The organism is Agrobacterium vitis (assembly GCF_013337045.2).
GTDB classification, from domain to species: domain Bacteria; phylum Pseudomonadota; class Alphaproteobacteria; order Rhizobiales; family Rhizobiaceae; genus Allorhizobium; species Allorhizobium vitis_B.
In genome coordinates this window covers 3,055,001-3,081,423 of the sequence record NZ_CP118259.1, presented here as the reverse complement: position 1 = coordinate 3,081,423, position 26,423 = coordinate 3,055,001, and the positions used below count along the sequence as shown (strand labels likewise).

Here is a 26,423-nt window from a genome sequence, read left to right as displayed (position 1 = left end):
CGTCTTTTCCGGGGCCGTTTCCAGCTATGTCAGCCAGTGTTTCTCCTCTTGCGCCGAAATCTTTTGCCGACATGCCCGCGCTTCGCGGCGTCTCCATGGCAACAGCTGCAGCGGGCATCAAATACAAGAACCGCACCGATGTGCTGCTAATGGTGTTCGACCAGCCTGCTAGCGTTGCGGGCGTGTTTACCCGGTCCAAATGCCCGTCCGCACCGGTGGATTTCTGCCGGAAAAACCTGGCCCATGGCGTGGCGCGTGGCGTGGTGGTCAATTCCGGTAATGCCAATGCCTTTACCGGCACCAAGGGCCGGGCCGCAACTGAGCTGACGGCCAAATCGGCGGCATCGGCGCTCAAATGCGATGAACATGAAATTTATCTGGCCTCGACCGGCGTGATCGGCGAGCCTTTGGATGCGACGAAATTTGCTGGTGTGCTTGATGATATGGCCCGCGACGCCAAGGGCGATTTCTGGCTGGAAGCCGCCAAGGCGATCATGACCACGGATACCTATCCGAAAGTCGCGACCCGCAGCACTGAGATCGGCGGCGTGACTGTGACCATCAACGGCATTGCCAAGGGTGCGGGCATGATCGCGCCTGATATGGCGACCATGCTGTCCTTCGTGGTCACCGATGCCGATATCGCGCCCGTCGCCTTGCAGGCATTGCTGTCGGCGGGTGTCGGTCCAAGCTTTAATTCCGTGACGGTCGATAGTGATACTTCGACCTCCGATACGTTGATGCTGTTTGCGACCGGGGCTGCGGCCAGTGACGGCCAGTCGCGTGTTGAGACTGCCGACGACGCGCGTCTCGACGGGTTCCGGGCAGCGCTGAACGATCTCTTGAAGGATCTGGCCCTCCAGGTGGTGCGTGATGGCGAAGGTGCGCGCAAGATGGTGGAAGTCACCGTCAAGGGTGCCGAAACCGATGCTGCTGCCAAGGTCATTGCCCTTTCGATTGCCAATTCGCCCTTGGTGAAGACGGCGGTTGCCGGCGAAGACGCCAATTGGGGCCGGGTGGTCATGGCTGTCGGCAAGGCGGGCGAACTTGCTGACCGTGATCGTCTGGCCATTTGGTTCGGCGACGTGCGCGTTGCTGTTAACGGTGAGCGCGATCCGGATTATTCTGAAGCGGCAGCCACAGCAGTGATGCAGGGCCAAGACATTCCGGTCACGGTCGAGCTTGGGCTTGGGAAGGGGACAGCCAGGGTCTGGACCTGCGATCTCACCAAGGAATATGTGGCCATCAACGGGGATTACCGGAGCTGATGGCGGTGGATCAGTCACCACACGCGCCGAACCTGCCGCAGGTTCGCAGGCTGGAAGCCGTCAGCTTTCGCGCCTGGCCCGCAGCCTCGGTTCAATATGACGGCAGCTGGCAGGTTAGGCTGACGGGCGGACATCCGTCGAAGCGGGTCAATTGCGTGGTGGCGCTGGACCGCTCCGATATCCGCGATATCCGTCTGCGGCTGGAAAAGGCGGAGCGCAAATTCGAATCCTATGGCCGGCCCATGGTGTTTCGCGAAACGCCCTTGGCGCCGCCGCAAGTGATCGATGTGCTGCGTGAGGATGGTTGGACCCGTTTCGACGAAAGCCTGGTCATGGCGCTCGACTTGGCGGAGCTTTGCGATCTCGATGTGATGGACCACCTGCCGACTCAGGATATCGGTCGTTTCGTCGATGCCAGTCTGGCGCTGCGCAATGAGGATGCCGCGTCGAAGCCGGCGCTTGCCGAATTGATCAGCAATATCAAGCCGCCGCTTGGCCTGTTCCTGATCGAAGTGCCTGACAATGGCCCGGTAGCGGCCGCTATCTGTGTGCAAGACAATGATCTTGCCGGACTGTTGCAGCTTGCCGTGGGTGAAGCCCATCGCGGCAAGGGCACCGGTCTGGAACTGACCTATGCGGCCCTGCGCTGGGCGCGGATAAGGGGAGCGAAAAGCGCCTGGCTTCAGGTGCAGGCCGATAACGGTCCGGCTCTCTCGCTCTATCAAAAGCTCGGCTTCATGGAAGCCTATCGCTATTGCTACTGGCGTCACGAAACCGCCGCCAAGGCAGAGGGCGAAGAATGACAGTGCCAGTACCAGGGCCTCGGCCTATTCTGCTGGTTGCCGCCTGCGCTCTGCTGGACAGCGACGGACGCATTCTGCTGGCGCAAAGGCCGGAAGGAAAATCGCTGGCCGGGCTCTGGGAATTTCCTGGCGGCAAGGTGGAACCCGGCGAAACACCAGAAGAAACCCTGGTTCGCGAGCTGGAGGAAGAGCTTGGCATCGCCACGAAAATTCCCTGTCTGGCGCCGCTGACCTTTGCCAGCCACACCTATGAAACATTCCACCTGCTGATGCCGCTCTATGTCTGCCGTCGCTATGAGGGCATGCCGCAGGGGCGGGAAGGCCAGGCGATCAAATGGGTCAAACCCCGAGATCTGCGGTCCTATCCGATGCCGCCAGCCGATGAACCTTTGATCCCATTCCTGCTGGATTTGCTATAGGCGTTGTCTTTACAGCGTATCATGGACAAGGGGAATCCGATTCCGATTTCAGGAATTATGCAGCAGGTTTGTCCTGTGGGCCCGTGTGAAATGCCGGGATAAGCCCGCGAGATGGGCCATTGCTCACCGGTTTTTATCGGCGATTAATAGAAAGTTAATCCTCAAACCGGCATTATTCCCCCATCATGCACAGGCGCTTCGTGCATCGTCTTATGTGCGTTGGGCGTCGGACGGCATGATCGCATGGGGCGCGGTATCGTTCGATAAAAAATAACGCAGTGATCTCAGGACTTTACGGTTCTATCGTGCAGGATGTCGCCTGCTGCGGTGTGTTGATGTCGAGACCCTCTTGGGCGCGATATCAAGAATCGAATCGGGTCTTTGGGTTTGCAATAGGGGTTTTGCATTGTCAGTGATGCAAAACCTCCTGATCTTTCTGGCCGATTGTGGGGCAATCGTCCGGCGGGCCATGGTCCGGAAAGTAGCCCTTTGGATTTTGTGAGGTTTGCGATGACGCAGAAGGATTTCGGAAAGGGCGGACGGCAGTCGCGACGTGCTACTTCCAGGTCCGGCAGAGTTGGCGTTGTCAATCTTGCCTTGTTGTTTGCCGTCACGGCTGTAGCGGTATCGCTGGTGCTGACGCCGATGCTCGCAGACAAGACCACGTCCGGCCAATTGGCCGCGCGACCCGCTGATGTCGATCGGATGAGCACCGGCTCCATTCCCGGCGAGCGCGACGCTGGAAAGCGCTATACGATCCGGCGCAGCGTCTTGCAGGAGACGCCCGGTTCCGTCTGTATCGTCAATCCCGGCAATGGGGATGCCTGCTGATAACCCGTGATGGTATGGGCTAGGTGGTTAATCCGCGAAATATTTGAAAACAAACAGACAGAGCGTTTTTGTATGACAAAACGTTCGCTTCGATCACCCATGCGGGGGCGCATGGTTTTAGGCTAGGGGTATGATGGGGCTTTTGCGCCGGTTTTCCGGCTCGTCGGCGATTTTTCGCCAAACATCTGGTGCGACTGCAATCGAGTATAGCCTGATCGCGGGGGTGATCGCGGTGACGCTTTATCTGGCGCTTGGCGTTTATTACGACGCGCTGGACAGGCTGTTTGATTCCATCATTGCTGCCATGCCGCAAGCCTGATCGGCGGCGCTTTCAGGCTTGCGAAAAACACTTGAATGATCCTTTACGGCTTGCCGCTACGGGTTGCCGCCCAGTGCGTCGGCGAGGCGAATTTTCGCAGATCCAGGCTTGAGCGGTTTTGGCTGGCTTTCATGCGGGGCCCAGCCTGACATGTAGATGATCGAGAAACTGGCGCGAATGCGGCCATCGGCATCGCTATAGCGTTCGGCATACAGTTCGGCGGCGCGCAGGAAAAACTGCCGGGTCAGCGGTTTGCGGCTGCGGGCGGCCAGCGGATTGGCCATGCCCATGGCTTTGAGATCGCGCATCAGCGCCAGAATTCCATCATATCGCACCGTATAGGTCTCGACATCGACGACCGGAAGGGCAAAGCCCGCCCGCTGCAACAATGCGCCCATATCGCGCACATCGGCAAAGGGCATGACGCGGGGGCTTGCTCCGCCGCTGATTTCGATCTCGGTCGTCAACAGCACATCGCGCAATTCGCCAAGCGTTCCGGCCCCGGGCAAGGCTGCCAGCAAGAGACCGTCAGGCTGGAGTGACCGGCGCATCTGGATCAGCAGGCCCGGCATGTCATTGGCCAGATGCAGGGCAAGCGGCGACAGCAGAAGATTGGCGCTTTGCTCGCCAAGAGGAAGATGCTCGATAGGACCGGGGATCAGCGTTTCCCCCTGCCGGGCAAAGCGGCTGCTGGTTTCCACCCGCTGCAATTGGCCGATCCGTCCTGTTTCCAGACAGGCCCTCCCGACCCTGCCATCCATGCCGTGCAGTTCCACCGCGGTTTCAAACTGGCGCTCGACCACAGCCAGCCGCTCGGTCAGTTCTTGCGCGACGATATCCAGCAGGAAACCAGCTCCGGTATCACCTGCGCCGAAAGCACGCTCGCGGTTGCGGACGACGAGATCAGGATCGAATAGCGGCTCCACGGAAACCTCCCGGTGTTGTTTTTCGAGAAACCAAGTGCCTACTGCATAATTGCGCCAATCGGAATCGATTTGCGCAGGAAATCGCGTAATTGGGCTCGAACACTCCCGCGTTTACCCCAGAGGGATTGTGCACCGGTCTGTCCCCTTAAAGGTTCCAAGTGGCTTGAATCCTCTTGGGCGTTAAGTGCAGTATACCGCACCCTCACTTTTATGGTGCATTCATGGGCCTTGGGCGGGATCGGGTAGGGTATATTGGTATGATGCGGGCGAATGGAGGCGGGGTGGACTATATCCGGCAAGCCAGGCACGGAATGGTGGCCCTGGCGCATCGGGGTGTTCGGGGGACGCAAACGCTTGGCCGGTCGCTGCGCGATCTGGTCTATCCCCCCGGCTGCGCCACTTGCGGTCTGCCGGTTGCCAAGGCTGGCAGCCTGTGTTCCGATTGCTGGTGTTCGGTGCGGTTCATCGAGCGGCCCTATTGCGAAATTCTCGGTCTGCCTTTCGGGTTTGATCCAGGCCAGGGCATGGTTTGCGCCGAAGCGATTGCCAATCCGCCGGTTTTTGACCGGCTGCGGGCGGCGGCGGTGCATGATGGTGCGGCGCGTGATCTGGTCCACCGGCTGAAATATGGCGACAGAACCGATCTGGCACCGATGATGGCCCATTGGATGATACGGGCCGGCGGTCAGGAACTGCTCCGTGCTGATGCGATCCTGCCGGTGCCGCTGCATCGCTGGCGGTTATTTTCACGGCAATATAACCAATCGGCGGAACTGGGTCGTGCCTTGGCCGGGCTTTCGAACAAGCCATTCCTGCCGGGAGTTTTGACGAGGGTGAAACGGACGCAAAAGCAGGTCGGGCTGACGGAAAAGGCTCGGGCAGACAATGTTCGCGGGGCTTTCAAAGTGGCGGAAAACCGCCGCGATCAGGTGTTTGGCCGTCATCTGGTGCTGGTTGATGATGTCTACACGACGGGGGCCACAGTCAGTGCCGCCACCCGTGCGCTGAAGCGGGCGGGGGCAGTGGAAGTCACGGTCTTGACCTTTGCAATGGCGCTTGTAACACCTATATGAGATTACAATACTGACAGACATTATTTCATCAACAATGAACCGGAGACGAGCATGGCGTCCGTGATCATCTACACGCGGAAATACTGTGAATATTGCGCTCGCGCCAAGGCGCTTCTGACCACCAAGGGTGTTGCTTTCACCGAGGTCGATACCACAGGCAATGCGGCACTGCGCCAGGAAATGGTCGACAAATCCGGTCGTAACACCTTTCCGCAAATCTTCATCGACGCCACCCATGTCGGCGGTTGCGATGATCTGCATGCGATGGAACGGGCCGGAAAGCTTGATCCGATGCTGGCGGCCTGAGGATAGATCATGACCATTGCGGTTGCAGCCCTGCAAATGTGCTCAGGCACCGATCTTGAGAAGAACGCCGCTACCATGGCGCGTTTGGTGCGCGAGGCAGCAGCAGCAGGGGCGATCTATGTCCAGACCCCGGAAATGACCGGGGCCTTGCAGCGTAACCGGGATGCTTTGCGGGCGATGTTGCGCGATGACGACAATGACTTGATTGCCGTGACGGCGGCCCAACTGGCTGCGGAACTGAAGATCCATGTCCATGTCGGCTCGACGGCGATTGCCCGTGCCGATGGGATGATTGCCAATCGCGGTCTGTTGTTCGGGCCAAATGGTCGGCGGATCTGCACCTATGACAAGATTCATATGTTCGACGTGGATCTGGACAATGGTGAAAGCTGGCGGGAAAGTGCCGCTTATACGCCCGGCAAGAACGCTTGCGTGGCTGATTTGCCCTTCGCCAAACTCGGCTTTGCGATTTGCTACGATGTGCGGTTTCCCTCACTGTTTCGCACGGAAGCCATGGCGGGTGCCGACATTCTGACGGTGCCGGCGGCTTTCACCCGGCAGACCGGCGAGGCGCATTGGCATATCCTGCTCAGGGCGCGGGCCATCGAGAATGGTGCGTTCGTCATTGCCGCCGCCCAGGGCGGTACCCATGAGGATGGGCGCGAAACCTATGGGCATTCGCTGATCATCGATCCCTGGGGGAAAATTCTGGCGGAAGGCCCGGCTGCGGGCGAGGCCGTGGTGATGGCCGAGATCGATCTCGATGCCGTCAAGGCGGCGCGGATGAAGATACCAAATCTTAAGAATGGCCGTGATTTCAATCTCGACATGGTCCCAACGCTGGCCAAGGGAGGGCAGACGGTTTGATCCGCTATTCCCTCATCTGCGATCAGGCCCATGAATTTGAGGGCTGGTTTGCGCAAAGCGATGATTTCGACCGCCAGAAAGCCAGCGGCTTTTTGACCTGCCCGGTCTGTGCTTCCGCCTCAATTTCCAAAAGCCTGATGGCGCCGATGGTCTCGACGGCGCGCAGCAAGGAAGAGCGCCAGAAGGTGGCCTATGACGCTGCCCAGCGTGAAGCCTTCGTGAAGTTGAAGGAGGCGGTTGCGACCGTCAGGGCCAATAGCGAAGATGTCGGCGAGCGGTTTCCCGAAGAGGCCCGTAAGATCCATTACGGCGAGGCTGATGCTCGGGGGATTATCGGCAATGCCAGCCCAGACGAGGCGCGCGCCCTGATCGAGGAAGGGATCGAAATCGCGCCTCTGCCGGTTCTGCCTGACGATGTGAATTGAGCATGTCATCCACCCATCATCTCGCGCTCTATAATTTCGGCCTGCATGTCGCGCCATCTGGAGACCCGGTCATTCAGGGCTTTGTTGACCGCGAGCCCCTCAATTTTGAAGCCGCTACGCGCTCCACGGGCTTTATCGGTCGTTCGGGTTATGAGGGCGAACCGGGGCCGGAAAGCTGGGGCGTGCAGGTGTTTCCGCGTTTTATGGACGGTAGCGGCTTTACCTCCGGTCCATCGTCTCTTTCGCTCTGGCAAGACCCGGAGACGCTGATGGCCTTCACCTATAATGGGGTCCATGCCGACGCCCTGAAACACGCTCGCCACTGGAATGTGAAGCAGACCTGGCCATCTTTGGTGCTGTGGTGGGTGCCTGCAGGCAGCAGGCCGCAATGGTCGGAGGGGGTGGTAAGGCTCGAGCATCTCGCCGATCACGGCCCGACGCCCTTCGGTTTCACGTTCAAGCAGGCTTTCGCTGAGGATGGTACGCCCTATCACCTTGATCGAGCGCGGATAAAGCAGCTTGCCAGCGACAATTGCTCTCGTCAGCAGGACTTGCTGGAACGTCTCGTCTCAATGCCGGTATGAGATGGGCCGGTCTGAGATGGTTCACTCTGGGGTGGACGTCGGCCTGCGGGTCAGCATCATGTAATTGACATCGGTGTCGGTAGACAGATTCCACTGATTCTGGAACGGGTTGAAGAATACGCCGACAGTCTCGGACACATTCATGCCTGCGCCGAGGATTGGCTTTTCCAACTCTTCCGGGCGCACCAGTTTTTCATATTGATGGGTGCCCCGCGGCAGCCAGCGCAGAACGTATTCGCAGGCGCCGATGGCGAGAGCCGCAGCCTTCAGGGTGCGGTTGATGGTGGAAATCAGCATGATTCCGCCGGGGCGCACCATGGAGGCGCAGGTGGAGATGAAATACTCGACATCGGCCACATGCTCGACAACTTCCATATTCAGGACGATATCGAAGCTTTCGCCAGCAGCGGCCAGGGCCTCGGCGGTGACGGCCCGGTAATCCACGCTTACGCCGGTCTGGGCGGCATGGGTCTGGGCAATGCCGATATTCTTGGCGGAGGCATCAGCGCCCAGCACATCGGCGCCCATGCGGGCAATGGGTTCCGACAGCAAGCCGCCGCCACAGCCGATATCGAGAACCCGCAGGCCCGATAGCGGCTGATTGGAGCGTGGATCGCGCTGATAGTTCTCGCAGGCCTTGTCGCGGATATAGGCAAGACGCACCGGATTGATCTTGTGCAGCGGCTTGAATTTGCCGGTCGGGTCCCACCATTCGGCAGCCATGGCAGAAAAGCGGTCGACCTCGGCCTGATCGATGGTGCTCTTGGCGGTCTCGCTCATCGGGTTCTCCTGACTGGGCTGCATTCCATAGCTTTGTTAATCCGGGGCCTTGTTGATCCGGGCAGATATCTCAAGGTTCACTATCGCGTTTTACGCGGTCGCGCCATCCTTGAGGCGCAGCCACTTCGCCGTCTCATGTGTGAGGTCGGACGATCCAGGCTTAAAGTCAAGAGTGAGCGACACCTTGTCGCTCCAGAACATGCCGGTCGCTTTAACACATGCCGCCTCAAAAAAGCCGGAGGACATTGCTTGACATAAGCGGGTCAAATGCGGGTGGGGCGCTGGGGGGAACAAATTGCTCCTGATGGCGTTTCCATGCCGCATGAACCTCATTCCAATTGGCAGTATAAGCCAAGGTCAGGGACGGCCAAGGAGATCAGATCGATGAAACCACTTTACCTGTCGGCCTTTGTAGGGCTGATGGCAGTTGCCTTGCCGGCTGCCGCTGAGGCGGCGCAGGCATTTGCGACGGCGAATGTTAACCTGCGGGCCGGGCCCAGCACACAATATCCCCCTGTTCTGGTCGTTCCAGCCGGCAATTCCGTGCGGATCTTTGGCTGCCTGTCTTCGGCCAATTGGTGCGATGTCGGTTATGCGGGCTATCGCGGCTGGATTTCCGGCAGCTATTTGCAGACCCAATATTCCAACCGCCGTGTCTATGTTGATCCGGATTATTACCAGCCGCTCGGCATTCCGACCGTGACCTTCCAGGTCGATAATTATTGGGACCGCTATTATCGCGGCCGCGATTTCTATCGCGAGCGGGATCGCTGGCGCCGTGCTCCGCCACCGCCGCCGGTCTGGCGCCGCGATGGTCCGCCGCCGCGTTTCATGGGTGGCGATGGTCCCCCGCCTCCCGGCGCACCGGACATGGATCGCCGCCGTGGACCTGATCCGAGGATGCAAGATCCGAGAATGGACGGCGACCGTGACCGGATGATGCGCGATGACCGGCAGAGGCCTCGCCCGGATGATCGTCGGCCAGATGACAGGCGACCAGACGACCGGCGTCCTGACAACAGGGGTCCAGATAATATGCGCCCCGGTGATATGCGTCCAGGCGATCAGCGTCGTGACCAGATGCAGCCGCCACAAGGCCAGCGTCCTGATCGGCCAGACCGCAACGCTCCGGATGGAAACCGTCCGCCACCGCCTCCTCCGCCACCGCCGGGTCAGGCTGCCCCGCCTCCGCCTCCGCCGCCACCACCGGGTGCAGCCTGCGCGCCCAACACGCCGAATTGCCCGCCAAGGTAATTGGCACGGACACGGGATACAGACATTGAAAAGGGCCGCTTTATGCGGCCCTTTTTCATGCGTTTACTGCATAATTCCTTAAATCGGAATCGATTTAAGGAGAAAATTATGCAGCAGATTTAAAGTGTTACAGCGTCGTGCGTTTTATAAAACGCACGACGCTGTAATTTAAAGCTTGTACCTGCTGCGCAAAGATCGAGCAGGGTGTGAGCGAAATCCCGATCTATCAATCCAGCTTGCGGGTTTTCAGCCGATCCAGAAGCAGTTTGGCAAGCGCTTCATAGTCGCCATCGAAATGGTGACCGCCCTCCAGCTTGACGACATCGACCTTCTTGGGGTCGAGCTTGTGGCAACCATCGTCTTCCTCGTCGTCGGCACCATACAGGCATTGCACAAGGCCTGCCGGCATTTTGGCGACTTCCTTGGTCGGGTCGCCGCCAGCGCCGCTGCTTTTCGCACCCAGCCAACCGGTTACGGAAATCTCGAAATCAGATGCCTGCGACATGGACAGTAGCGATACCTGGTTGATTTTCTGGCGGATATTGTCTGGCAGGAGATTATAGACCGGTGGGCTAATGTCCGCGCCGAAGGAGAAGCCGACCAGCATCACATGCTTGACTTTCCAGCGTTTGGTAAAGGCGGTGATGATGCGGGCGAGATCGTCCGCTGTTTCCTGCGGTTTGCGCTCCGACCAGAAATAGCGCAGCGAATCGACGCCGACGACGGGCAGGCCTTCACTCTGGAAATAAGAGGCTATTTCGCTGTCGATATCTCGCCAGCCGCCATCGCCGGAATAGATGATCGCCATCGTATCGAAGGCGGGCTTGTCCACCTCCATCAATGTCAGCGGCAAGCCGAGCGGTTCGGCTTCCTTGGCGGTGGCTGCAATCATCACGTCAATGCCATCCGACAGGGTCTGGGCGGCAGGCTTTTGGCTGTCGGCGACGTCGATGTCGGAATGGTCCTTCAGGAGATCGGCCACATGGGCACGCCCGGCAGGATCGGCAGAGGGCGAAAACCGGACGCTTGCCGGATCGGGAAGCGCGCCGTCGGTCAATCCATAGACGATGCCGCCATTCTTTTCGGTCTTCACCGCCGGAGTACAGAACTGCTCGGGCAGGGGAATGACGTCGCCGGGATCGACAGCCAGCGTTTCGCCGATGGTCGCGTTGGGTGTCTGGGCCAGGATCGCCAGCGCCAGCGTACCGCCTTCACCGATGCCAGCCACCAGTGGCGGCAGGTAATCGGCACCGCCGACATGCCGCTGGATCTGATGGGACAGATCCTCGATGTCGGACACGGTATAGATACAATCGTCCTCATCGGAGGACTTCAGATCGGCTTGCAGGGATTGCAGATAGCGCGGCGTATCGATGCCGACGACTATCGAGCCATTGCTGCGCAATCTTTCAGCCTCGGCCTTCATCTTGTCGCTCCAGCCGTCCTTGTCGGACAACAGGAAAACGATGGATTTCGGCTTGTCGTCCGGCATGGCGATAACCGGATCAGGTATCGTGCCTGTTTCGTATTTTGGGTCCTCGGCCAGGGCTGGTTGCACGAAAACAGCCGTGGACGATGCCCATGCCAGAACGGCGGCGGCCAGACAATTGCGGGCCAGACCGCCCTTGGTGAGACGAGAAGTTGACGATTTCATTTCTTTACCACGCCTTTCAGACCGCCACCGATCAGGAGAGTTGCGTCCAGGAGCGCGATGACCGGACTGAGGCCGCCTGACACGGCGAGATAGCGGGGTTGCCATTCGGGATGAAACTTTGTCTTGAAAGCCCGAAGCCCCTTGAAATTATAGAAGCGCTCACCATGCTCATAGAATGTGTTGGCAATGCGATCCCAGACCGGGGCCACATCGCGTCTCGACAGGCCCGATAGGGGCGCCATACCAAGGTTGAAATGTCCGTAACCTTCGCTGCGCAGATGGGTCAGCAGGCTGACGAACAGATAGTCCATCGATCCCTTCGGCGCCTCCGGCGAAAAGCGCATCAGGTCGATGGAGGACTCGGCCTTGGTTTCCGTCACCAGAATATTGGCAAAAGCCACGATCCGGCCTTCGAAACGCAGTACGATCACCGGCTGGCTCAGGATATAGTCATCGGTGAATGCACCGAGGGAAAAGCCCTTTTCCTTGGCGCGGTGCTGGGCAAGCCAGCCATCCGATACAGCGCGCAGATCCTCGAGAATTCCAGGTACGTCTGCGAGGGCGATGATGTCATAACTCAGCCCGTCACGTTCGGCCTTGGCTGCGCTCTGGCGCAGATTTGCCCATTTCCCGCCCTTCAGGTCGAAGCGAGAGAGATCGACGACCGCCAGTTCTCCCAGTTTGAAGGCCTGCATGCCGGCATCGGCAATCGCTGGGAGCAGCACGGGCGAGGCCTGGTAGAAGACGGCCCGGCAGCCAGCCAGACGAGCCGATTCGACAAATTGCCAAACCAGTTCGTCGCGGGACTTTTTCGGCCCGACCGGATCGAGAAAGGCGATCCACGATCGGCCCTGCTTGCCATACATCAGGAAAGCGAGGCCATCCGGTGAAAACATCACGGCCTTGTCGCCGGTGCGCACCAGATTGCTATCGGCCACATCCGACTTGCTGAGAATGGTGACAGCCTTGTCGATATCTTCCGGGCTTGACGGCGTCACGGCAGGCGCTGCGGGGCGCAACAGGCTGAAGACCGCCAGCGCCGATGAGAAGATCGTCAGGCCCAGCATGGCGCGCAGGGAACGCGGTGCTTCTTCCGAAAACTCGAATTCCCACCAGAGCGAACGGGTGTAATCGACATCGCGATAGACGAAGAACAGGATGAAGCAGGCAAAAATGCAGATCAGGGCGATGGCGGTCAGCCAGGACGAGGTCAGCACCTGGCGAAACAGCGAGGCGGGGCGAATGAACAGCCGCTTGCTGGCGAACAGGCCGATCACCAGGATGGCCAGCGCCGAGGCTTCCAGCACCGCAAAGGCTTTCAGCAGCGACAGGACCAGGGCGGTTGAGGCTCCGACCATGGCCGCCCACCACGCGCCGTCCAGCCGCTGGGCAAGGCCGCGCGCCGCGATGACCAGAAACAGCCCAAGCAAGCTGGTGAAGAAATGCGCGCCTTCCACCACGGGCAGCGGCACGATGTTTTGCAGGAATTCCAGATTGCTTTCCGGCGTCGGCGTAACGCTGGAGAAAATCAGCATGACTCCGAGAATGAAGGTCAGCGCGCCGAGAAGTGCCGGTGATATTCGGGCCGCCGTGCGCCCGACCCCAGCCAGCGCCGGGGTTTTGGAATAATGGCGCAGCTCGGTGATCGTCACCAATACGATGGCGAGAATCAGCGGCAAAACATAATAGATCAGGCGGTAGACCACCAGCGAGGCAAGCACCGCGTCGATATTGGTGGTCGGGCCAAGGGCGGCGATGATGACGGTTTCAAACACGCCGATACCGGCAGGAACGTGGCTGAGCACGCCGATCCCGATGGCAATGGAATAGATCGCAAAAAAGGCCGGCCAGGAAATGGCGGCCTGTTCCGGCAAAAGCGCATAGACGACCGAGGCGGAAAAGGCCAGATCAGCCACGGTGACCAGAAACTGCCGCGACAGGGTCGGGGTATCGGCCATCCGCAGCGTCACGCCAGCAAAGGTCAGGCTGCGGCGCTGGCCGATGACGATCAGCACGGCAAAGCCGAGGACGATAGCAATCGCCAGGCCGCGCAGCCAGAGCGGGTTGATATTCAGCAGCGGCGCGATTTCCGACGACATCGGAATAAGCGATAGCGCGGTGACAGCGGCAAGTCCCAGGCTGAAGGACAGGGTGACGAAGGCGATGACACGACCGATTTCATCCGGGGCAAGGCCTGCCCGCGAATAGGCCCGGTAGCGGATCGCGCCACCTGACAGCATGCCGAAGCCCGCCGCATTGCCAACCGCATAGGCACTGAAGGCGGTCAGCGCCACTTCCGCCATCGGGCGCTTGCGACCGATGAATTCCATGGCGTTCCAGTCGTAGAGACACAGCGACAGGAAGCTGAGCGCGGTAAACACCACCGCCAAGAGGATCTGATCATAGCCGGTAGTGGCCATGGCCGAGACGACGTCGTCATAGCTGACTTCTTCCGTCAGCCGGTAGATCGCCAGCGCCACGGCGGCGAAAATGACCAGCGTGAACACGGCGGCAATCGCCCTGCCATAATCGGCAAGGGCTGCGCGCCATCCGGACCTGGTCGGCGACTCCGCGCTTTCCTGGTTCTCGGATTGTATTTCGGCTGCCATGCGATCGTCCCTTTCATTGACTGCTTTTGACTGCCGCGACCGGTTCGCGGCAGCACTTTATATGTAGCGCCTATGCCCAGTTGGCATCCGCCGCATGAATTTCCCCTGAAACCCTGACAGGTTTAAGGAAATATGCGGTAAATCTTATACCAACTGCCATTAAAAATGGCAGTTGGTATTCCTTTTTCGAATATCTCAAGCCTTTGACGCATTTGAGATATTCGAAACTCGCTTAAGGCGAGGATGCGTTAGCATCTTCTAGCCTTGGTATTATTGGTATCGGACATGCTGCCGTTCTCTACTGAATTATCGCTGAATGGGGTATCCCAAATTCATGACAAAAGCGTTTGCATAGAGAGCGGCACCGATGCCGCCTCATTGCGGTGAACTTGCCGTTGCACCTTGGCCCCGAATTGTCTAAAAGCCCGCCAGCCGCATTGTGAAATGCAGAGATTGGTTTCAGCCGGATATGTCCGGCACAGGTTTGAGGTCGAGACGGTCGGGCCATGGCGCGCATTGTGATGAAATTCGGCGGTACATCCGTCGCCAATCTTGAACGCATTCACAACGTGGCGCGGCATGTGAAACGTGAAGTGGATGCCGGCCACGAAGTTGCCGTGGTGGTTTCGGCCATGTCCGGCAAGACCAACGAATTGGTGGACTGGGTCCAGACCATGCCAAAGGTCGCCGGTGCTGCTTCGCCTTTCTATGATGCGCGTGAATATGACGCTATCGTGGCCTCCGGTGAACAGGTCACATCCGGTCTGCTGGCCATCGCCCTGCAATCGCTCGGTATCAATGCCCGCTCCTGGCAGGGCTGGCAGATTGCCATCAAGACCGACAATGCCCATGGCGCGGCCCGCATCCAGGACATCGACGGTTCCGATATCATCCGCCGCATGGGCGAGGGCCAGGTCGCCGTGGTGGCAGGTTTCCAGGGCATCGGCCCGGACAATCGCATCGCCACACTTGGCCGCGGCGGATCCGATACCTCGGCGGTGGCAATCGCGGCAGCCGTCAAGGCCGACCGTTGCGATATCTATACCGATGTCGACGGTGTCTATACCACCGATCCGCGCATCGAACCCAAGGCGCGCCGCCTGAAAAAGGTGGCGTTTGAGGAAATGCTGGAAATGGCTTCGCTTGGCGCCAAGGTGCTCCAGGTGCGCTCCGTCGAGCTGGCCATGGTACACAAGGTGCGCACCTTTGTGCGCTCGAGCTTTGAAGATCCCGATGCTCCGGGCATGGGTGACGTGCTGAACCCGCCCGGAACGTTGATTTGCGATGAGGAAGAGATCGTGGAACAGGAAGTTGTGACCGGCATTGCCTATGCCAAGGACGAAGCCCAGATATCCCTGCGTCGGCTAGCCGACCGTCCCGGTGTTTCGGCGGCGATTTTTGGACCGCTGTCCGAATCGCATATCAATGTCGATATGATCGTCCAGAATATTTCCGAGGACGGTTCCAAGACCGATATGACCTTTACCGTCCCGTCTGGTGATGTGGACAAAGCGCTGCAAGTGCTCTCCGACAACCAGGAAAAAATCGGCTTCGACGTGGTGCAGAGCGAAAAGGGCCTGGTCAAGGTCTCGGTGATCGGCATCGGCATGCGCAGCCACGCAGGCGTGGCGGCGACCGCTTTCCGTGCACTTGCCGATAAAGGCATCAATATCAAGGCGATCACCACCTCCGAGATCAAGATTTCCATCCTGATCGACGGTCCTTACGCCGAATTGGCTGTTCGCACTTTGCATTCCTGCTACGGTCTCGATAAGGCTTGATCAACGGGTGGGAATTTGCCACCCTTGATCACTACCTCCGGGCGCATTTCGCGCCTGGATTGTCATTATCGGGAGCATGCACGCGATGAGAGACCTTTCCGCAGGTCCGCGCGTCCTCCTCAAGCGGCTTCGCGAATTGATGGCGGAGCCCCTTGAGCCTCAGGAGCGTCTTGACCGTATCACTCGCCAGATCGCGAGCAATATGGTTGCCGAAGTCTGCTCTGTTTATGTGCTGCGCTCCGATGGCGTGCTGGAGCTCTATGCGACCGAAGGTCTCAATCCCGACGCGGTGCATCTGGCCCAGTTGAAAATGGGGCAAGGTCTGGTCGGCACCATCGCGGCATCCGCCCAACCGCTCAATCTTTCCGATGCGCAGGCGCATCCCGCTTTCCGCTATCTGCCTGAAACCGGTGAGGAAATTTATCATTCCTTCCTCGGCGTGCCGATTTTGCGGGCTGGCCGCAGTCTTGGCGTTCTTGTCGTCCAGAACAAGGCGCAACGGAATTATCGGGAAGACGAGCTTGAAGCGCTTGAAACCACGGCCATGGTGCTGGCTGAAATGATTGCCACTGGCGATTTGAAGAAGATTACCCGGCCTGGCCTTGAACTGGACCTGACCCGGGCCGTGACCATTGATGGCGACAGCTATAGCGAGGGCATCGGCCTTGGCCATGTCGTGCTGCACGAGCCACGCATCGTGGTCACCAATCTGTTGAACGAGGATACGGATACCGAGCTGAAGCGGATGGCCGAATCGCTTGGCTCCCTGCGCATCTCCATTGATGACATGCTGTCGCGCCGCGAAGTGGCGATGGAAGGCGAGCATCGTGAGGTGCTGGAAACCTACCGGATGTTTGCCCATGACCAGGGCTGGGTGCGGCGTATGGAAGAGGCGATCCGCAACGGCCTGACGGCGGAAGCCGCCGTCGAAAAGGTCCAGAGCGATACCAAGGCGCGGATGATGCGCCTGACCGATCCCTATATGCGCGAGCGCATGCATGATTTTGACGATCTGGCCAACCGGTTGCTGCGGCAGCTGACCGGATTTTCCGGCAGCAGTGCTGAAAGCTTCCCTGTCGATGCGGTGATTTTCGCTCGTGCCATGGGCGCGGCGGAGCTGCTTGATTATCCGCGCCAGAACATTCGCGGTCTGGTGCTCGAAGACGGCGCCGTCACCAGCCATGTGGTGATCGTCGCCCGCGCCATGGGCATTGCCGTGGTCGGACAGGCAGCCGGTGCCGTGGCGCTGGCTGAAAACGGTGATGCCGTTATTATCGACGGCGATGACGGCAAGGTGCATGTGCGCCCGATGGTCGATCTGCAAACGGCCTATGAGGAAAAGGTCAAGCTGCGCGCCCGCCGTCAGGAACAGTTCAGGGCGCTGCGCGATGTCGAGCCACTCAGCAAGGACGGTCAGCGAATCAAATTGCAGATGAATGCCGGATTGATGGTCGATCTGCCGCAATTGGCCGAATCGGGGGCCGAGGGCATTGGCCTGTTTCGCACCGAACTGCAGTTCATGATCGCCTCGACCATGCCCAAGGCCGATGAGCAGGAAGCGCTTTATCGCAATGTGCTGAAGCAGGCCAAGGGCAGTCCGGTGACGTTCCGCACACTCGATATTGGCGGTGACAAGGTGCTGCCCTATTTCCGCAGCCATGAAGAAGAAAACCCGGCTCTCGGCTGGCGCGCCATCCGGCTGTCGCTGGACCGGCCCGGCCTGTTGCGCACCCAGATGCGGGCGCTGCTGAAGGCCGCTGCTGGTGGTGAACTGAAGATGATGCTGCCGATGGTCACGGAAGTGTCGGAAATCCGCGCCGCGCGCGAATTGCTGCAAAAGGAAGTGCAGCATATTTCCAAATTCGGCCATGGCCTGCCAAAGCGGCTGCAGTTTGGTGTGATGCTGGAGGTTCCAGCCCTGATGTGGCAACTTGACGAGTTGATGCAGGAAGTGGATTTCGTCTCGGTTGGCTCCAATGACCTGTTCCAGTTTTCTATGGCGGTGGACCGGGGCAATGCCCGAGTGTCCGACCGGTTTGATAATCTCGGTCGCCCTTTCCTGCGCATCCTGCGCGATATTGTCCGCGCTGCCGACCGGCATGATACGCCGGTGACGCTGTGCGGCGAGATGGCGGGAAAGCCGTTGTCATCCATGGCGCTGTTTGCTATCGGCTTCCGCTCGGTGTCGATGTCGCCGACGGCCATCGGTCCGATCAAGGCCATGCTGTTGCAATTGGATATCGGCAGGCTTTCCGCCGAGCTGAATGCGTTGCTGGACGACAACAGGCCAAGCGAGCCGATCCGGGCTTTCCTGACACGGTTTGCCGAACAGAACGGCGTTCCGGTCTGATTTCTGAAGAAAAACAAGAGGTAAAGGGTGGCGAAGCTTCCTGTCGATAAAATGCGCGAGCTTGAGCGCCGGTTTGGCGAAATCGAGGCGCGCATGTCCGCCGGGCCTGCTGCCGATGTCTATGTCAAGCTTGCCTCGGAATATTCGGAATTGCAGCCGGTCGTCAAAGCCATCCGGGAACTGGGACTGGCGGAAAAGGAAGTTGCTGATCTGAAGGCGCTGCTGGCCGACAAGGCCACCGACCGCGAGATGCGCGATCTGGCGGAAATGGAACTGCCGGATGTCGAGGCGCGGCTCGAAGGACTGGAAAAGGAAATCCAGATCCAGCTTCTGCCCAAGGATGCCGCCGACGAGAAAAGTGCGATCCTGGAAATCCGTGCCGGTACGGGTGGGTCCGAAGCCGCGCTGTTTGCCGGTGACCTGTTTCGAATGTATGAGCGCTTTGCGGCGGGCAAGGGCTGGAAAGTCGAGGTCCTGTCTTCCAGCGAAGGTGATGCCGGCGGCTTTAAGGAAATCATCGCCACTGTGACCGGACGCGGGGTGTTTTCCAAGCTGAAATTCGAATCCGGTGTTCATCGCGTTCAGCGCGTTCCTGATACGGAAACGCAAGGACGTATCCATACCTCGGCTGCGACCGTTGCGGTTTTGCCCGAGGCGGAAGAGATCGATATCGAGGTGCGGGCGGAAGACATTCGCATCGACACGATGCGTTCTTCCGGGGCAGGTGGCCAGCACGTCAACACTACGGACTCTGCTGTGCGCATTACCCATCTGCCGACCGGCCTGGTGGTGACCAGCTCGGAAAAATCCCAGCACCAGAACCGGGCGAAGGCCATGCAGGTGCTGCGTTCGCGCCTGTTCGACATGGAGCGCCAGCGGGCCGACAGCGAACGGTCGGCGGATCGCAAGAGCCAGGTCGGTTCCGGTGATCGCTCCGAGCGTATACGGACCTATAATTTTCCGCAGGGCCGGGTGACCGACCACCGGATCAACCTGACCCTCTATAAGCTCGACCGGATGATGATCGGTGAAATCGATGAAGTGGTCGATGCCCTGATCGCCGATTATCAGGCTGGACAATTGGCACAGCTCGGCGAACAGGCATGACAGGCGCACCGGTGACGCTAAAGCAGGCGATCACTGCCGCCCGTCTCCGGTTTGCGCAAGCGGCTATCGCCGATGCGCCAAGCGATGCGCGGACCTTGATTGCCGGTCTTCTTGGACTGACGGCGACCGATCTTATCGTGCAGGACAGCCGGGTATTGAGCGCCGATGAGACGAGCCTGATCGAGGCCGCAATCGCGCGGCGGCTGATGTTTGAGCCTGTCCACCGGATTTTGGGCCGCCGGGCCTTTTACGGTCTGGAACTGGCCCTGTCGCCAGCAACATTGGAACCGCGACCCGATACGGAAATCCTGATCGAGCGTGTTTTGCCGCATCTTCATGCCATGGTGGCGAAGAATGGCAGCGTCCGCCTGTTGGATATGGGGGCGGGCACCGGTGCGATTGCATTGGCGCTTTTGCAGGAATGTCCGGCAGCTACGGCATTGGCGACTGATATTTCCGCCGAAGCGCTGGTAACGGCGCGGCAGAACGCCGCAGCCAATAACCTTGCAGACCGGTTCGAGACGCTGCAAAGCCATTGGTACGAGGCTTTGTCAGGCCGTTTTGACATCATTCTGTCGAATCCGCCCTATATTGTCAGCGATGTGATTAAAGATCTGGCCCCTGACGTTCGGCTTTACGATCCTGCCGTAGCACTTGACGGTGGCGCCGATGGACTGGATGCTTACCGGGCAATTGCCGCTGGTGCCGCCGATTTTCTGAAGCCGGGTGGTCTGGTTGGGGTGGAAATCGGTTATGATCAAGCGATGGCGGTGACGCAACTTTTCGCAAACAATAGCTTCGTTCTTGTGGAAAGCGCAAAGGATCACGGCGATAATGATCGGATTCTGTTGTTTGCTCAGACCGGACCGCAACTATAGTGGTATTCACCAAGGAACTTTCTGCAATGCAAAGAAAGGGCTTGGTTTTCGAAAGGAAGCGGGATAGGTTGCAGACACGCACCGGGCAGCGGGGAATGAACAAGGATTCGTTTGGCTCTGGGTCGACCGCAAACATGTCTCCTTAAGGAGACGGTAGCGGCGCGAATGATCCTGGTGCGTGGATCAAATAATTTACTGCTTGATTCCTTAAGCCGAGGTCGGGTTAAGGGCGAAAATTATGCAGAATGTTAACGTGTTACAGTCGACCCTCACGCATTTTATAGAATGCAAGGAGCTGTGATAGTCACCAGCGGCCGTATGTTGCATTGGCGCAGTATGCCCCGCAGCGCGTGGAGCCCCGGTTCGATTGAGCGAACGGGCCGCGTCGCCCTCATATCAGCAAGACAGAAATCAGGTGAGTAATCGATGAGGCCAGGACAGCAAAACAAGCGCAGTCGGGGGCGTAGCAGTGGCGGCAGCAATAATAACAACGGCAACAATTTCAACCGCAAGGGCTCCAACCCGCTGACCCGCACCTATGACAGTTCGGGTCCTGACGTGAAGATCCGCGGTACGGCGCAGCATATCGCTGAAAAATATATGGCGCTGGCGCGCGATTCGCATAGTTCAGGCGACCGGGTCATGGCCGAGAACTATTTGCAGCATGCCGAGCATTATAACCGCATCATTGCCGCCGCCCAGGCGCAGATGCAGGAGCGGGTCCATCGCGACGACCGCGATTATAATGACCGCGACGGTTCCGATATGGATGGCGACGAGGGCGATAACGGTCTGGACCGTGGCTACCAGCCGCAGCCTGAAATACCGGTTCAGCAACCCCGCATCCAGCAGGAACGGGTTCAACCGGAGCGCGCCGAAAGACAGGACCGTCCAGAGCGCACCGAACGCCAGGACCGTCCAGAACGGGCCGAGCGTCCGGATCGCACTGAGCGCCCGGATCGCCGCGAGCGTACTCATCAGGACCGCCGACCACAGCCGATTGCCCAGCCGCAGCCTGAGCTGGACATTGCCGGAAGCGGACCGCAGCCGGTGATCGAGCAGACCCCGGTCGAAGCTGAATTTGCCGCTGAGGAAAGCGCACAGCAGGCCAGCGCGAAGTCGGATCGGCCCCAAACCCGCCGCCGCACGCCCGCTGCTCGTCCGCGCCGTCCGCGCCGCACCGCTGAAGAGATTGCGGCCGAAGCGAATGGTGAAGCCAGTACCGAAGGCAAGCCACCGGCCAAGGGTCGTGACAAGGCCAATAATGGCGATGCTCCGGCTCTTGCCGATATCGTTTCGGAATAATATCCATCGGTGATTGAACCAGACAGACTCCGGCCAGACTGACTCTGGAATGACCGGTGACCAAAATTAGCCCCTTCTCCTTTTCTGGAGCGGGGGCTTTTTTATTTTTGGGTGGCTTGTTTTCGGTCGTTTGCGCTTCATCAAGAGCGGCTGATTTTTTGTCGCAAGCTGCTCTTTAAAGGGCAAAATCGCCTCCCCATATCAGCTTTGACGAATTGAACAGAATCCCTTTAATGGATTGGATTCAATCACCGGGCCTGCCGAATGGGGGCCTGATCCTCAAAAACCATGCCGTGCCTTGACGGGCGGCCTGGAGACTGGAGAGCGAAAATGAACGTTGAAAAATATTCCGAACGGGTGCGCGGCTTTTTGCAGTCTGCCCAGACGCATGCGCTGTCGGAAGGCCACCAGCAATTTACCCCTGAACATGTGTTGAAAGTGCTTCTGGATGATGAGCAGGGCATGGCCTCCTCGCTGATCAGCCGCGCCGGCGGCGATCCAAAGGAAGTCAGGATCGCCAATGATGCGGCACTTGCCAAGCTGCCGAAAGTGTCTGGTGGCAATGGTCAGGTCTATCTTGCCCAGCCCCTGGCCCGGGTGTTTTCCACCGCAGAAGACGCAGCCAAGAAGGCGGGCGACAGTTTCGTTACCGTCGAGCGGCTGTTGCTTGCGCTCTCGGTCGAAACCTCGGCATCCACATCCGCCAGCCTGAAAAAGGGCGGGGTTACGGCTGCGGCGTTGAACCAGGTGATCAATGATGTCCGCAAGGGACGCACCGCTGACACCGCCAATGCCGAACAGGGCTTCGACGCGTTGAAGAAATATGCCCGTGACCTGACAGCAGAGGCGCGAGAAGGTCGGCTTGATCCGGTGATCGGTCGCGATGACGAAATTCGCCGCACGATGCAAGTCCTGTCACGCCGCACCAAGAACAATCCGGTTCTGATCGGTGAGCCCGGCGTTGGCAAGACGGCGATTGCCGAAGGCCTGGCTATTCGGATCGTCAATGGCGATGTGCCGGAAAGTCTGAAAGACAAGAAATTGATGGCGCTGGATATGGGCTCGCTGATTGCCGGGGCCAAATATCGCGGCGAATTTGAGGAACGCTTGAAGGCGGTTTTGAACGAAGTTCAGGCCGATAACGGCGAGATCATCCTGTTTATCGACGAAATGCACACGCTGGTCGGCGCGGGCAAGAGCGATGGCGCCATGGATGCGTCCAACTTGCTGAAACCCGCACTGGCGCGTGGCGAATTGCATTGCGTTGGCGCAACGACGTTGGACGAATATCGCAAGCACGTGGAAAAAGACCCAGCGCTTGCACGGCGTTTCCAACCGGTGATGGTGGATGAGCCGACGGTGGAAGACACGATTTCCATCCTGCGCGGCCTCAAGGAAAAATATGAGCAGCATCACAAGGTGCGGATTGCCGATTCGGCCATCGTCGCCGCTGCGACCTTGTCGAACCGTTACATCACCGACCGTTTCCTGCCGGACAAAGCCATCGACCTGATGGACGAAGCTGCTTCGCGCCTGCGCATGCAGGTGGATTCCAAGCCGGAAGAGCTGGATGAGTTGGACCGCCGTATCATTCAGTTGAAGATCGAGCGGGAAGCCCTGAAGAAGGAAACCGATATCGCGTCCGCCGACCGTTTGAAGCGGCTGGAAAGCGAATTGGCCTCGCTGGAAGAAGAGGCCGATGCGCTGACGGCCCGCTGGCAGTCGGAAAAACAGAAGCTCGGTCTTGCCGCCGATCTCAAGCGTCAGCTGGATGAAGCACGCAACGACCTGGCCATCGCCCAGCGCAAGGGCGAATTCCAGCGCGCTGGCGAGCTGGCCTATGGTGTTATTCCAGGCCTCGAAAAGCAGTTGACCGATGCCGAGGCAAAGGATGCCTCTGGCGCGGCCAGCATGGTGCAGGAAGTGGTGACACCTGACAATATCGCTCATATCGTTTCGCGTTGGACCGGCATCCCGGTGGACCGGATGTTGCAGGGCGAACGGGAAAAGCTGCTCAGAATGGAAGACGAACTGGCGAAATCGGTGGTCGGGCAGGGCGATGCGGTGCAGGCCGTATCGCGGGCCGTGCGCCGCTCGCGGGCCGGACTTCAAGACCCCAATCGGCCGATTGGCTCCTTTATCTTCCTCGGCCCGACTGGCGTCGGCAAAACAGAACTGACCAAGTCCCTGGCTCGGTTCCTGTTCGATGATGAAACGGCGATGGTTCGCCTCGACATGTCGGAATATATGGAGAAACACTCGGTATCTCGGCTGATTGGCGCGCCTCCGGGCTATGTCGGCTATGAGGAAGGTGGCGCTCTGACGGAATCGGTGCGGCGTAAGCCCTATCAGGTCGTGCTGTTCGATGAGATCGAAAAGGCGCATCCCGATGTCTTCAACGTGCTCTTGCAGGTTCTGGATGACGGTCGCCTGACCGATGGCCAAGGCCGCACGGTGGATTTCAAGAACACGATCATCATCATGACATCCAATCTCGGGGCCGAATACCTGACAGCCCTTGGTGAGAACGAGGATGTCGATAGTGTTCGCGATCAGGTGATGGGCGTCGTCCGGGCCTCTTTCCGTCCCGAATTTCTCAACCGAGTCGATGAGATCATCCTGTTCCATCGCCTGCGGCGCAGTGAAATGGGCGCGATCGTTGAGATCCAGATGCAGCGGCTTCTGACTCTGTTGGCTGAACGCAAGATCACCGTCGATCTTGGTGGAGATGCGCGTGATTGGATGGCCAATAAGGGCTACGACCCGGTTTATGGGGCAAGGCCATTGAAGCGGGTGATCCAGAAATACTTGCAGGACCCGCTCGCCGAGCAGATCCTGTCAGGCGAAGTGCTTGACGGTAGTGAGGTGAAAATCACCGCCGGTTCGGACCGGCTGCTGATCGAGCCGGTCAAGCCGATGGATCAGGTCGCCGCCTAAGACCGTCCAGTAGCAAAATTATTCGAACCTTAGTGATGGCGGCTTTAGGGCCGCCATTTCTACGGAATATCAATTGTTGGCAGCAAGTTGCCGATTTTTCTCGGCACTGCTCAAGAGATCGTCGATGCGCTGCCGCTCCTGCTCGAATTTTGCCAATGTGCCGCCGTTCAGCGACTTGCCGTCTGGCAGGCGGACCTTCATTGGATCGACCTTGGTGCCATTGACGATGATTTCGTAGTGCAGATGCGGGCCGGTGGACTCACCGGTCGTCCCCACCCAGCCGATCACCTGACCCTGGCGGATCTTTGCCCCGGCAACGACGCCCTTGGCGATGGCGCTTTGGTGGTTATAGGAGCTTTCATAGCCGTTCGGATGGCGAATGATCGTCTGATTGCCATAGCCGCCGGAATCCCAGCCGGCTTTTTCAACCGTTCCGCTGCCAGCAGCGATAATCGGCGAACCGGATGGGGCACCCCAATCGACGCCGGTATGCATGCGCGAATAACCAAGGATGGGATGTCGGCGCATGCCGAAGCCCGAGCGGAACACACCGTTCGGAACCGGATTGCGCAGCAGGAACTGGCGATTGGTCTTGCCGTTTTCATCAAAATAATCGACGGAATTGTCCGATGGGTCCTGAAAGCGGTAGAGTGATGTTGTCGTGTCGCCAAAACGCGCCCGCAAGAAAAGCAGTTCTGAATCTGCCGCTGCCTTGCCGCTTTCATCCGCAGCAGAATAGAAAACCTCCAACCCGTCGGTCGGCCTCAGCGGCGCCTGCAAATCCACGCTGCTGGCCAGCAGCCGAACCATTTGCCCTGTCAGCTCCTTGCTGAGCCCATAGGAAAGGGAGGAACGGTAAATCCCATCATAAATACTGGGCAGGTCACGGTTTGCCATGACCGGAGGGCTGTTCTCGTCAAAAGCCGTTGCAATGGCATCCAGCATGGGCGGCTCAGACCCTTCAACGAGATGGCTCTGGTCATCAACCGCCATCGTCACAAGGTGCTTGCCGCCGCGGTAAGCGCTGAACCGGACCACACGGGCCTGTTCCCCGCGCTGAATAATGCCAAGGCGCAGAACATCGCCGGATTGCAACGACGGGCTTCCCAATTTTTCACTGAGGCTGTCGGAAATCGCCCTGGCTTTGGCTTCGGGGTAGCCCGCACCGGTCAAGGCCGCAATGATGGTCTGCTCGCGGCGAACCGGAATAATATCGTCGGCATATTCGTCGGTATCCGGCGTGACAGGGTCCGGTGTCGAGACGCTTAGATTTTGCTCAACGACCCGGGCCGAAAGGCCGGGATTTATGTCGAGATCGGCATCCGGATCGGCAAAGCGCTCTGGGTCTATGTAATAGAGCCCGGAAACCTGTTGCGTTCCTTCCGTCAATACGGATCCGTTGGATCGCACATTTTCCTCAACCTCATCCGAAGTCATGCCAGGCGCCGCCTTGAAAGGTGTGCCGTTTACCGGAAAGGCAATTGTCTTCAGACTTATCTCGGAATCGACATTCGAACCGTAGATCGTCCCGGTGCGCGGGGTTACCGTCTGTTCGTCACCGGCAAAAATACTCAAGGGATCAAAAGGCGGATAGTTTTCCTGAGTGGAAAGACTGGTCGACACCAGCATTTTCAAATGAGTGAAGGGTTGGCGGCGCACTACATCCTTGTCGCCGTTGCGGATCACGGTTGACACATCCAGTACAGACCGGCTCGCCGTCTTGGCCGAGATGACGGTATTGATCAACCGACCGCCGCGGCGCACGCCATCGGCACTATCGTTGTGTTGCTTGAGATCAGCGAGCGCAAAGGCCTCAGCCGGTATCGCCAATTGCTGGCGACCATCCAGTGCCGCAAAAAGTGCCACGCCCATCAGGACTGACGAGGTGATGCCGGTGAGAAATGTGCCTGTCAGCCAGCGTAGTGAAATTTCCCGACGATCAGGCGC

General features: G+C 58.9%; 22 protein-coding genes (1 of these 22 cut by a window edge). 17 read left to right on the top strand and 5 right to left on the bottom strand.

The genetic code is table 11. The annotated features are described in order from the left end of the window. Positions 1–26: 26 nt before the first annotated feature. The 5 genes from argJ (at position 27) to G6L01_RS14595 (ending at position 3,640) form a co-directional block, all read left to right on the top strand. On the top strand, positions 27–1,268 hold the full coding sequence (argJ, locus tag G6L01_RS14615) for a bifunctional glutamate N-acetyltransferase/amino-acid acetyltransferase ArgJ (RefSeq protein ID WP_174089276.1): 1,242 nt from the start codon (positions 27–29) through the stop codon (positions 1,266–1,268). Continuing rightward, positions 1,268–2,071: a GNAT family N-acetyltransferase gene (locus tag G6L01_RS14610; protein ID WP_070164391.1), complete on the top strand. Its 804-nt coding sequence runs from the start codon at positions 1,268–1,270 to the stop codon at positions 2,069–2,071. Before argJ ends, G6L01_RS14610 begins: the two co-directional genes overlap by 1 nt. Next, entirely contained in the window at positions 2,068–2,490 is a 423-nt protein-coding gene (gene mutT, locus G6L01_RS14605) for an 8-oxo-dGTP diphosphatase MutT (protein ID WP_070164392.1), read from the top strand. The genes G6L01_RS14610 and mutT overlap by 4 nt, the downstream gene beginning before the upstream one ends. Before the next feature lie 510 nt (positions 2,491–3,000). After that, on the top strand, positions 3,001–3,321 hold the full coding sequence (locus tag G6L01_RS14600) for a hypothetical protein (protein ID WP_070164437.1): 321 nt from the start codon (positions 3,001–3,003) through the stop codon (positions 3,319–3,321). Positions 3,322–3,451: 130 nt separating this feature from the next. Continuing rightward, on the top strand, positions 3,452–3,640 hold the full coding sequence (locus tag G6L01_RS14595; RefSeq protein ID WP_070164393.1) for a Flp family type IVb pilin: 189 nt from the start codon (positions 3,452–3,454) through the stop codon (positions 3,638–3,640). 56 nt (positions 3,641–3,696) lie between these two features. Here G6L01_RS14595 and G6L01_RS14590 read toward each other — a convergent pair whose 3' ends face one another. Beyond that, a complete protein-coding gene (locus G6L01_RS14590) occupies positions 3,697–4,566 on the bottom strand; it encodes a methyltransferase domain-containing protein (protein ID WP_070164394.1) in 870 nt (289 codons plus the stop codon). A 311-nt stretch (positions 4,567–4,877) separates the two neighbouring features. Here G6L01_RS14590 and G6L01_RS14585 point away from each other — a divergent pair, with 311 nt between their 5' ends. From G6L01_RS14585 to G6L01_RS14565, 5 genes are read left to right on the top strand one after another with little or no spacing between them, the layout of a single operon-like run. Further along, a complete protein-coding gene (locus G6L01_RS14585; protein WP_070164395.1) occupies positions 4,878–5,639 on the top strand; it encodes a ComF family protein in 762 nt (253 codons plus the stop codon). A gap of 51 nt (positions 5,640–5,690) precedes the next feature. Next, on the top strand, positions 5,691–5,945 hold the full coding sequence (grxC, locus tag G6L01_RS14580; RefSeq protein ID WP_070164396.1) for a glutaredoxin 3: 255 nt from the start codon (positions 5,691–5,693) through the stop codon (positions 5,943–5,945). Between the two features lie 9 nt (positions 5,946–5,954). Beyond that, positions 5,955–6,812 carry a carbon-nitrogen hydrolase family protein gene (locus tag G6L01_RS14575; protein ID WP_070164397.1) on the top strand — a complete coding sequence of 286 codons (858 nt, stop codon included), beginning with the start codon at positions 5,955–5,957 and terminating at the stop codon, positions 6,810–6,812. Then, complete coding sequence (locus G6L01_RS14570) at positions 6,809–7,237, top strand: DUF1178 family protein (protein WP_070164398.1); 429 nt, start codon at positions 6,809–6,811, stop codon at positions 7,235–7,237. Before G6L01_RS14575 ends, G6L01_RS14570 begins: the two co-directional genes overlap by 4 nt. Positions 7,238–7,239: 2 nt before the next feature. Further along, the gene (locus G6L01_RS14565) at positions 7,240–7,821 is read left to right on the top strand and encodes a DUF3291 domain-containing protein (protein ID WP_070164399.1); all 582 of its coding nucleotides are present in this window, start codon (positions 7,240–7,242) and stop codon (positions 7,819–7,821) included. A gap of 21 nt (positions 7,822–7,842) precedes the next feature. Here G6L01_RS14565 and ubiG read toward each other — a convergent pair whose 3' ends face one another. Continuing rightward, entirely contained in the window at positions 7,843–8,601 is a 759-nt protein-coding gene (ubiG, locus tag G6L01_RS14560; RefSeq protein ID WP_041697121.1) for a bifunctional 2-polyprenyl-6-hydroxyphenol methylase/3-demethylubiquinol 3-O-methyltransferase UbiG, read from the bottom strand. A gap of 384 nt (positions 8,602–8,985) precedes the next feature. On the opposite strand from ubiG, the gene G6L01_RS14555 reads away from it, so the two are divergent. Next, on the top strand, positions 8,986–9,855 hold the full coding sequence (locus G6L01_RS14555; RefSeq protein ID WP_070164400.1) for an SH3 domain-containing protein: 870 nt from the start codon (positions 8,986–8,988) through the stop codon (positions 9,853–9,855). Positions 9,856–10,081: 226 nt separating this feature from the next. On the opposite strand, the gene G6L01_RS14550 is transcribed toward G6L01_RS14555, so the two are convergent. Beyond that, the gene (locus G6L01_RS14550) at positions 10,082–11,509 is read right to left on the bottom strand and encodes a virulence factor family protein (RefSeq protein WP_070164401.1); all 1,428 of its coding nucleotides are present in this window, start codon (positions 11,507–11,509) and stop codon (positions 10,082–10,084) included. After that, positions 11,506–14,118, bottom strand: coding sequence for a bifunctional lysylphosphatidylglycerol flippase/synthetase MprF (mprF, locus tag G6L01_RS14545; protein WP_070164402.1), 2,613 nt, complete (start codon positions 14,116–14,118; stop codon positions 11,506–11,508). The genes G6L01_RS14550 and mprF overlap by 4 nt, the downstream gene beginning before the upstream one ends. Positions 14,119–14,624: 506 nt before the next feature. Here mprF and G6L01_RS14540 point away from each other — a divergent pair. From G6L01_RS14540 to clpB, 6 genes are all read left to right on the top strand, one after another. After that, positions 14,625–15,899, top strand: coding sequence for an aspartate kinase (locus G6L01_RS14540; protein WP_070153119.1), 1,275 nt, complete (start codon positions 14,625–14,627; stop codon positions 15,897–15,899). Positions 15,900–15,984: 85 nt separating this feature from the next. Further along, positions 15,985–18,249, top strand: a complete 2,265-nt coding sequence (gene ptsP, locus G6L01_RS14535; RefSeq protein WP_071206136.1) for a phosphoenolpyruvate--protein phosphotransferase — start codon at positions 15,985–15,987, stop codon at positions 18,247–18,249. Between the two features lie 27 nt (positions 18,250–18,276). After that, a complete protein-coding gene (gene prfA / locus G6L01_RS14530; RefSeq protein ID WP_071206137.1) occupies positions 18,277–19,356 on the top strand; it encodes a peptide chain release factor 1 in 1,080 nt (359 codons plus the stop codon). Further along, the gene (gene prmC, locus G6L01_RS14525) at positions 19,353–20,234 is read left to right on the top strand and encodes a peptide chain release factor N(5)-glutamine methyltransferase (protein ID WP_070164405.1); all 882 of its coding nucleotides are present in this window, start codon (positions 19,353–19,355) and stop codon (positions 20,232–20,234) included. The genes prfA and prmC overlap by 4 nt, the downstream gene beginning before the upstream one ends. A 426-nt stretch (positions 20,235–20,660) precedes the next feature. Further along, on the top strand, positions 20,661–21,539 hold the full coding sequence (locus G6L01_RS14520) for a DUF4167 domain-containing protein (protein WP_070164406.1): 879 nt from the start codon (positions 20,661–20,663) through the stop codon (positions 21,537–21,539). Positions 21,540–21,869: 330 nt separating this feature from the next. Next, on the top strand, positions 21,870–24,476 hold the full coding sequence (gene clpB, locus G6L01_RS14515; protein WP_070164407.1) for an ATP-dependent chaperone ClpB: 2,607 nt from the start codon (positions 21,870–21,872) through the stop codon (positions 24,474–24,476). A 69-nt stretch (positions 24,477–24,545) separates the two neighbouring features. Here the strand turns inward: clpB and G6L01_RS14510 are convergent, their stop codons facing one another. After that, a protein-coding gene (locus tag G6L01_RS14510) for a M23 family metallopeptidase (RefSeq protein WP_070164408.1) crosses the window boundary here: on the bottom strand, positions 24,546–26,423 show its 3' portion. Its footprint extends 69 nt past the window's final position; only the last 1,878 of its 1,947 coding nucleotides appear in the window; its start codon lies off the right edge, out of view; the stop codon is at positions 24,546–24,548.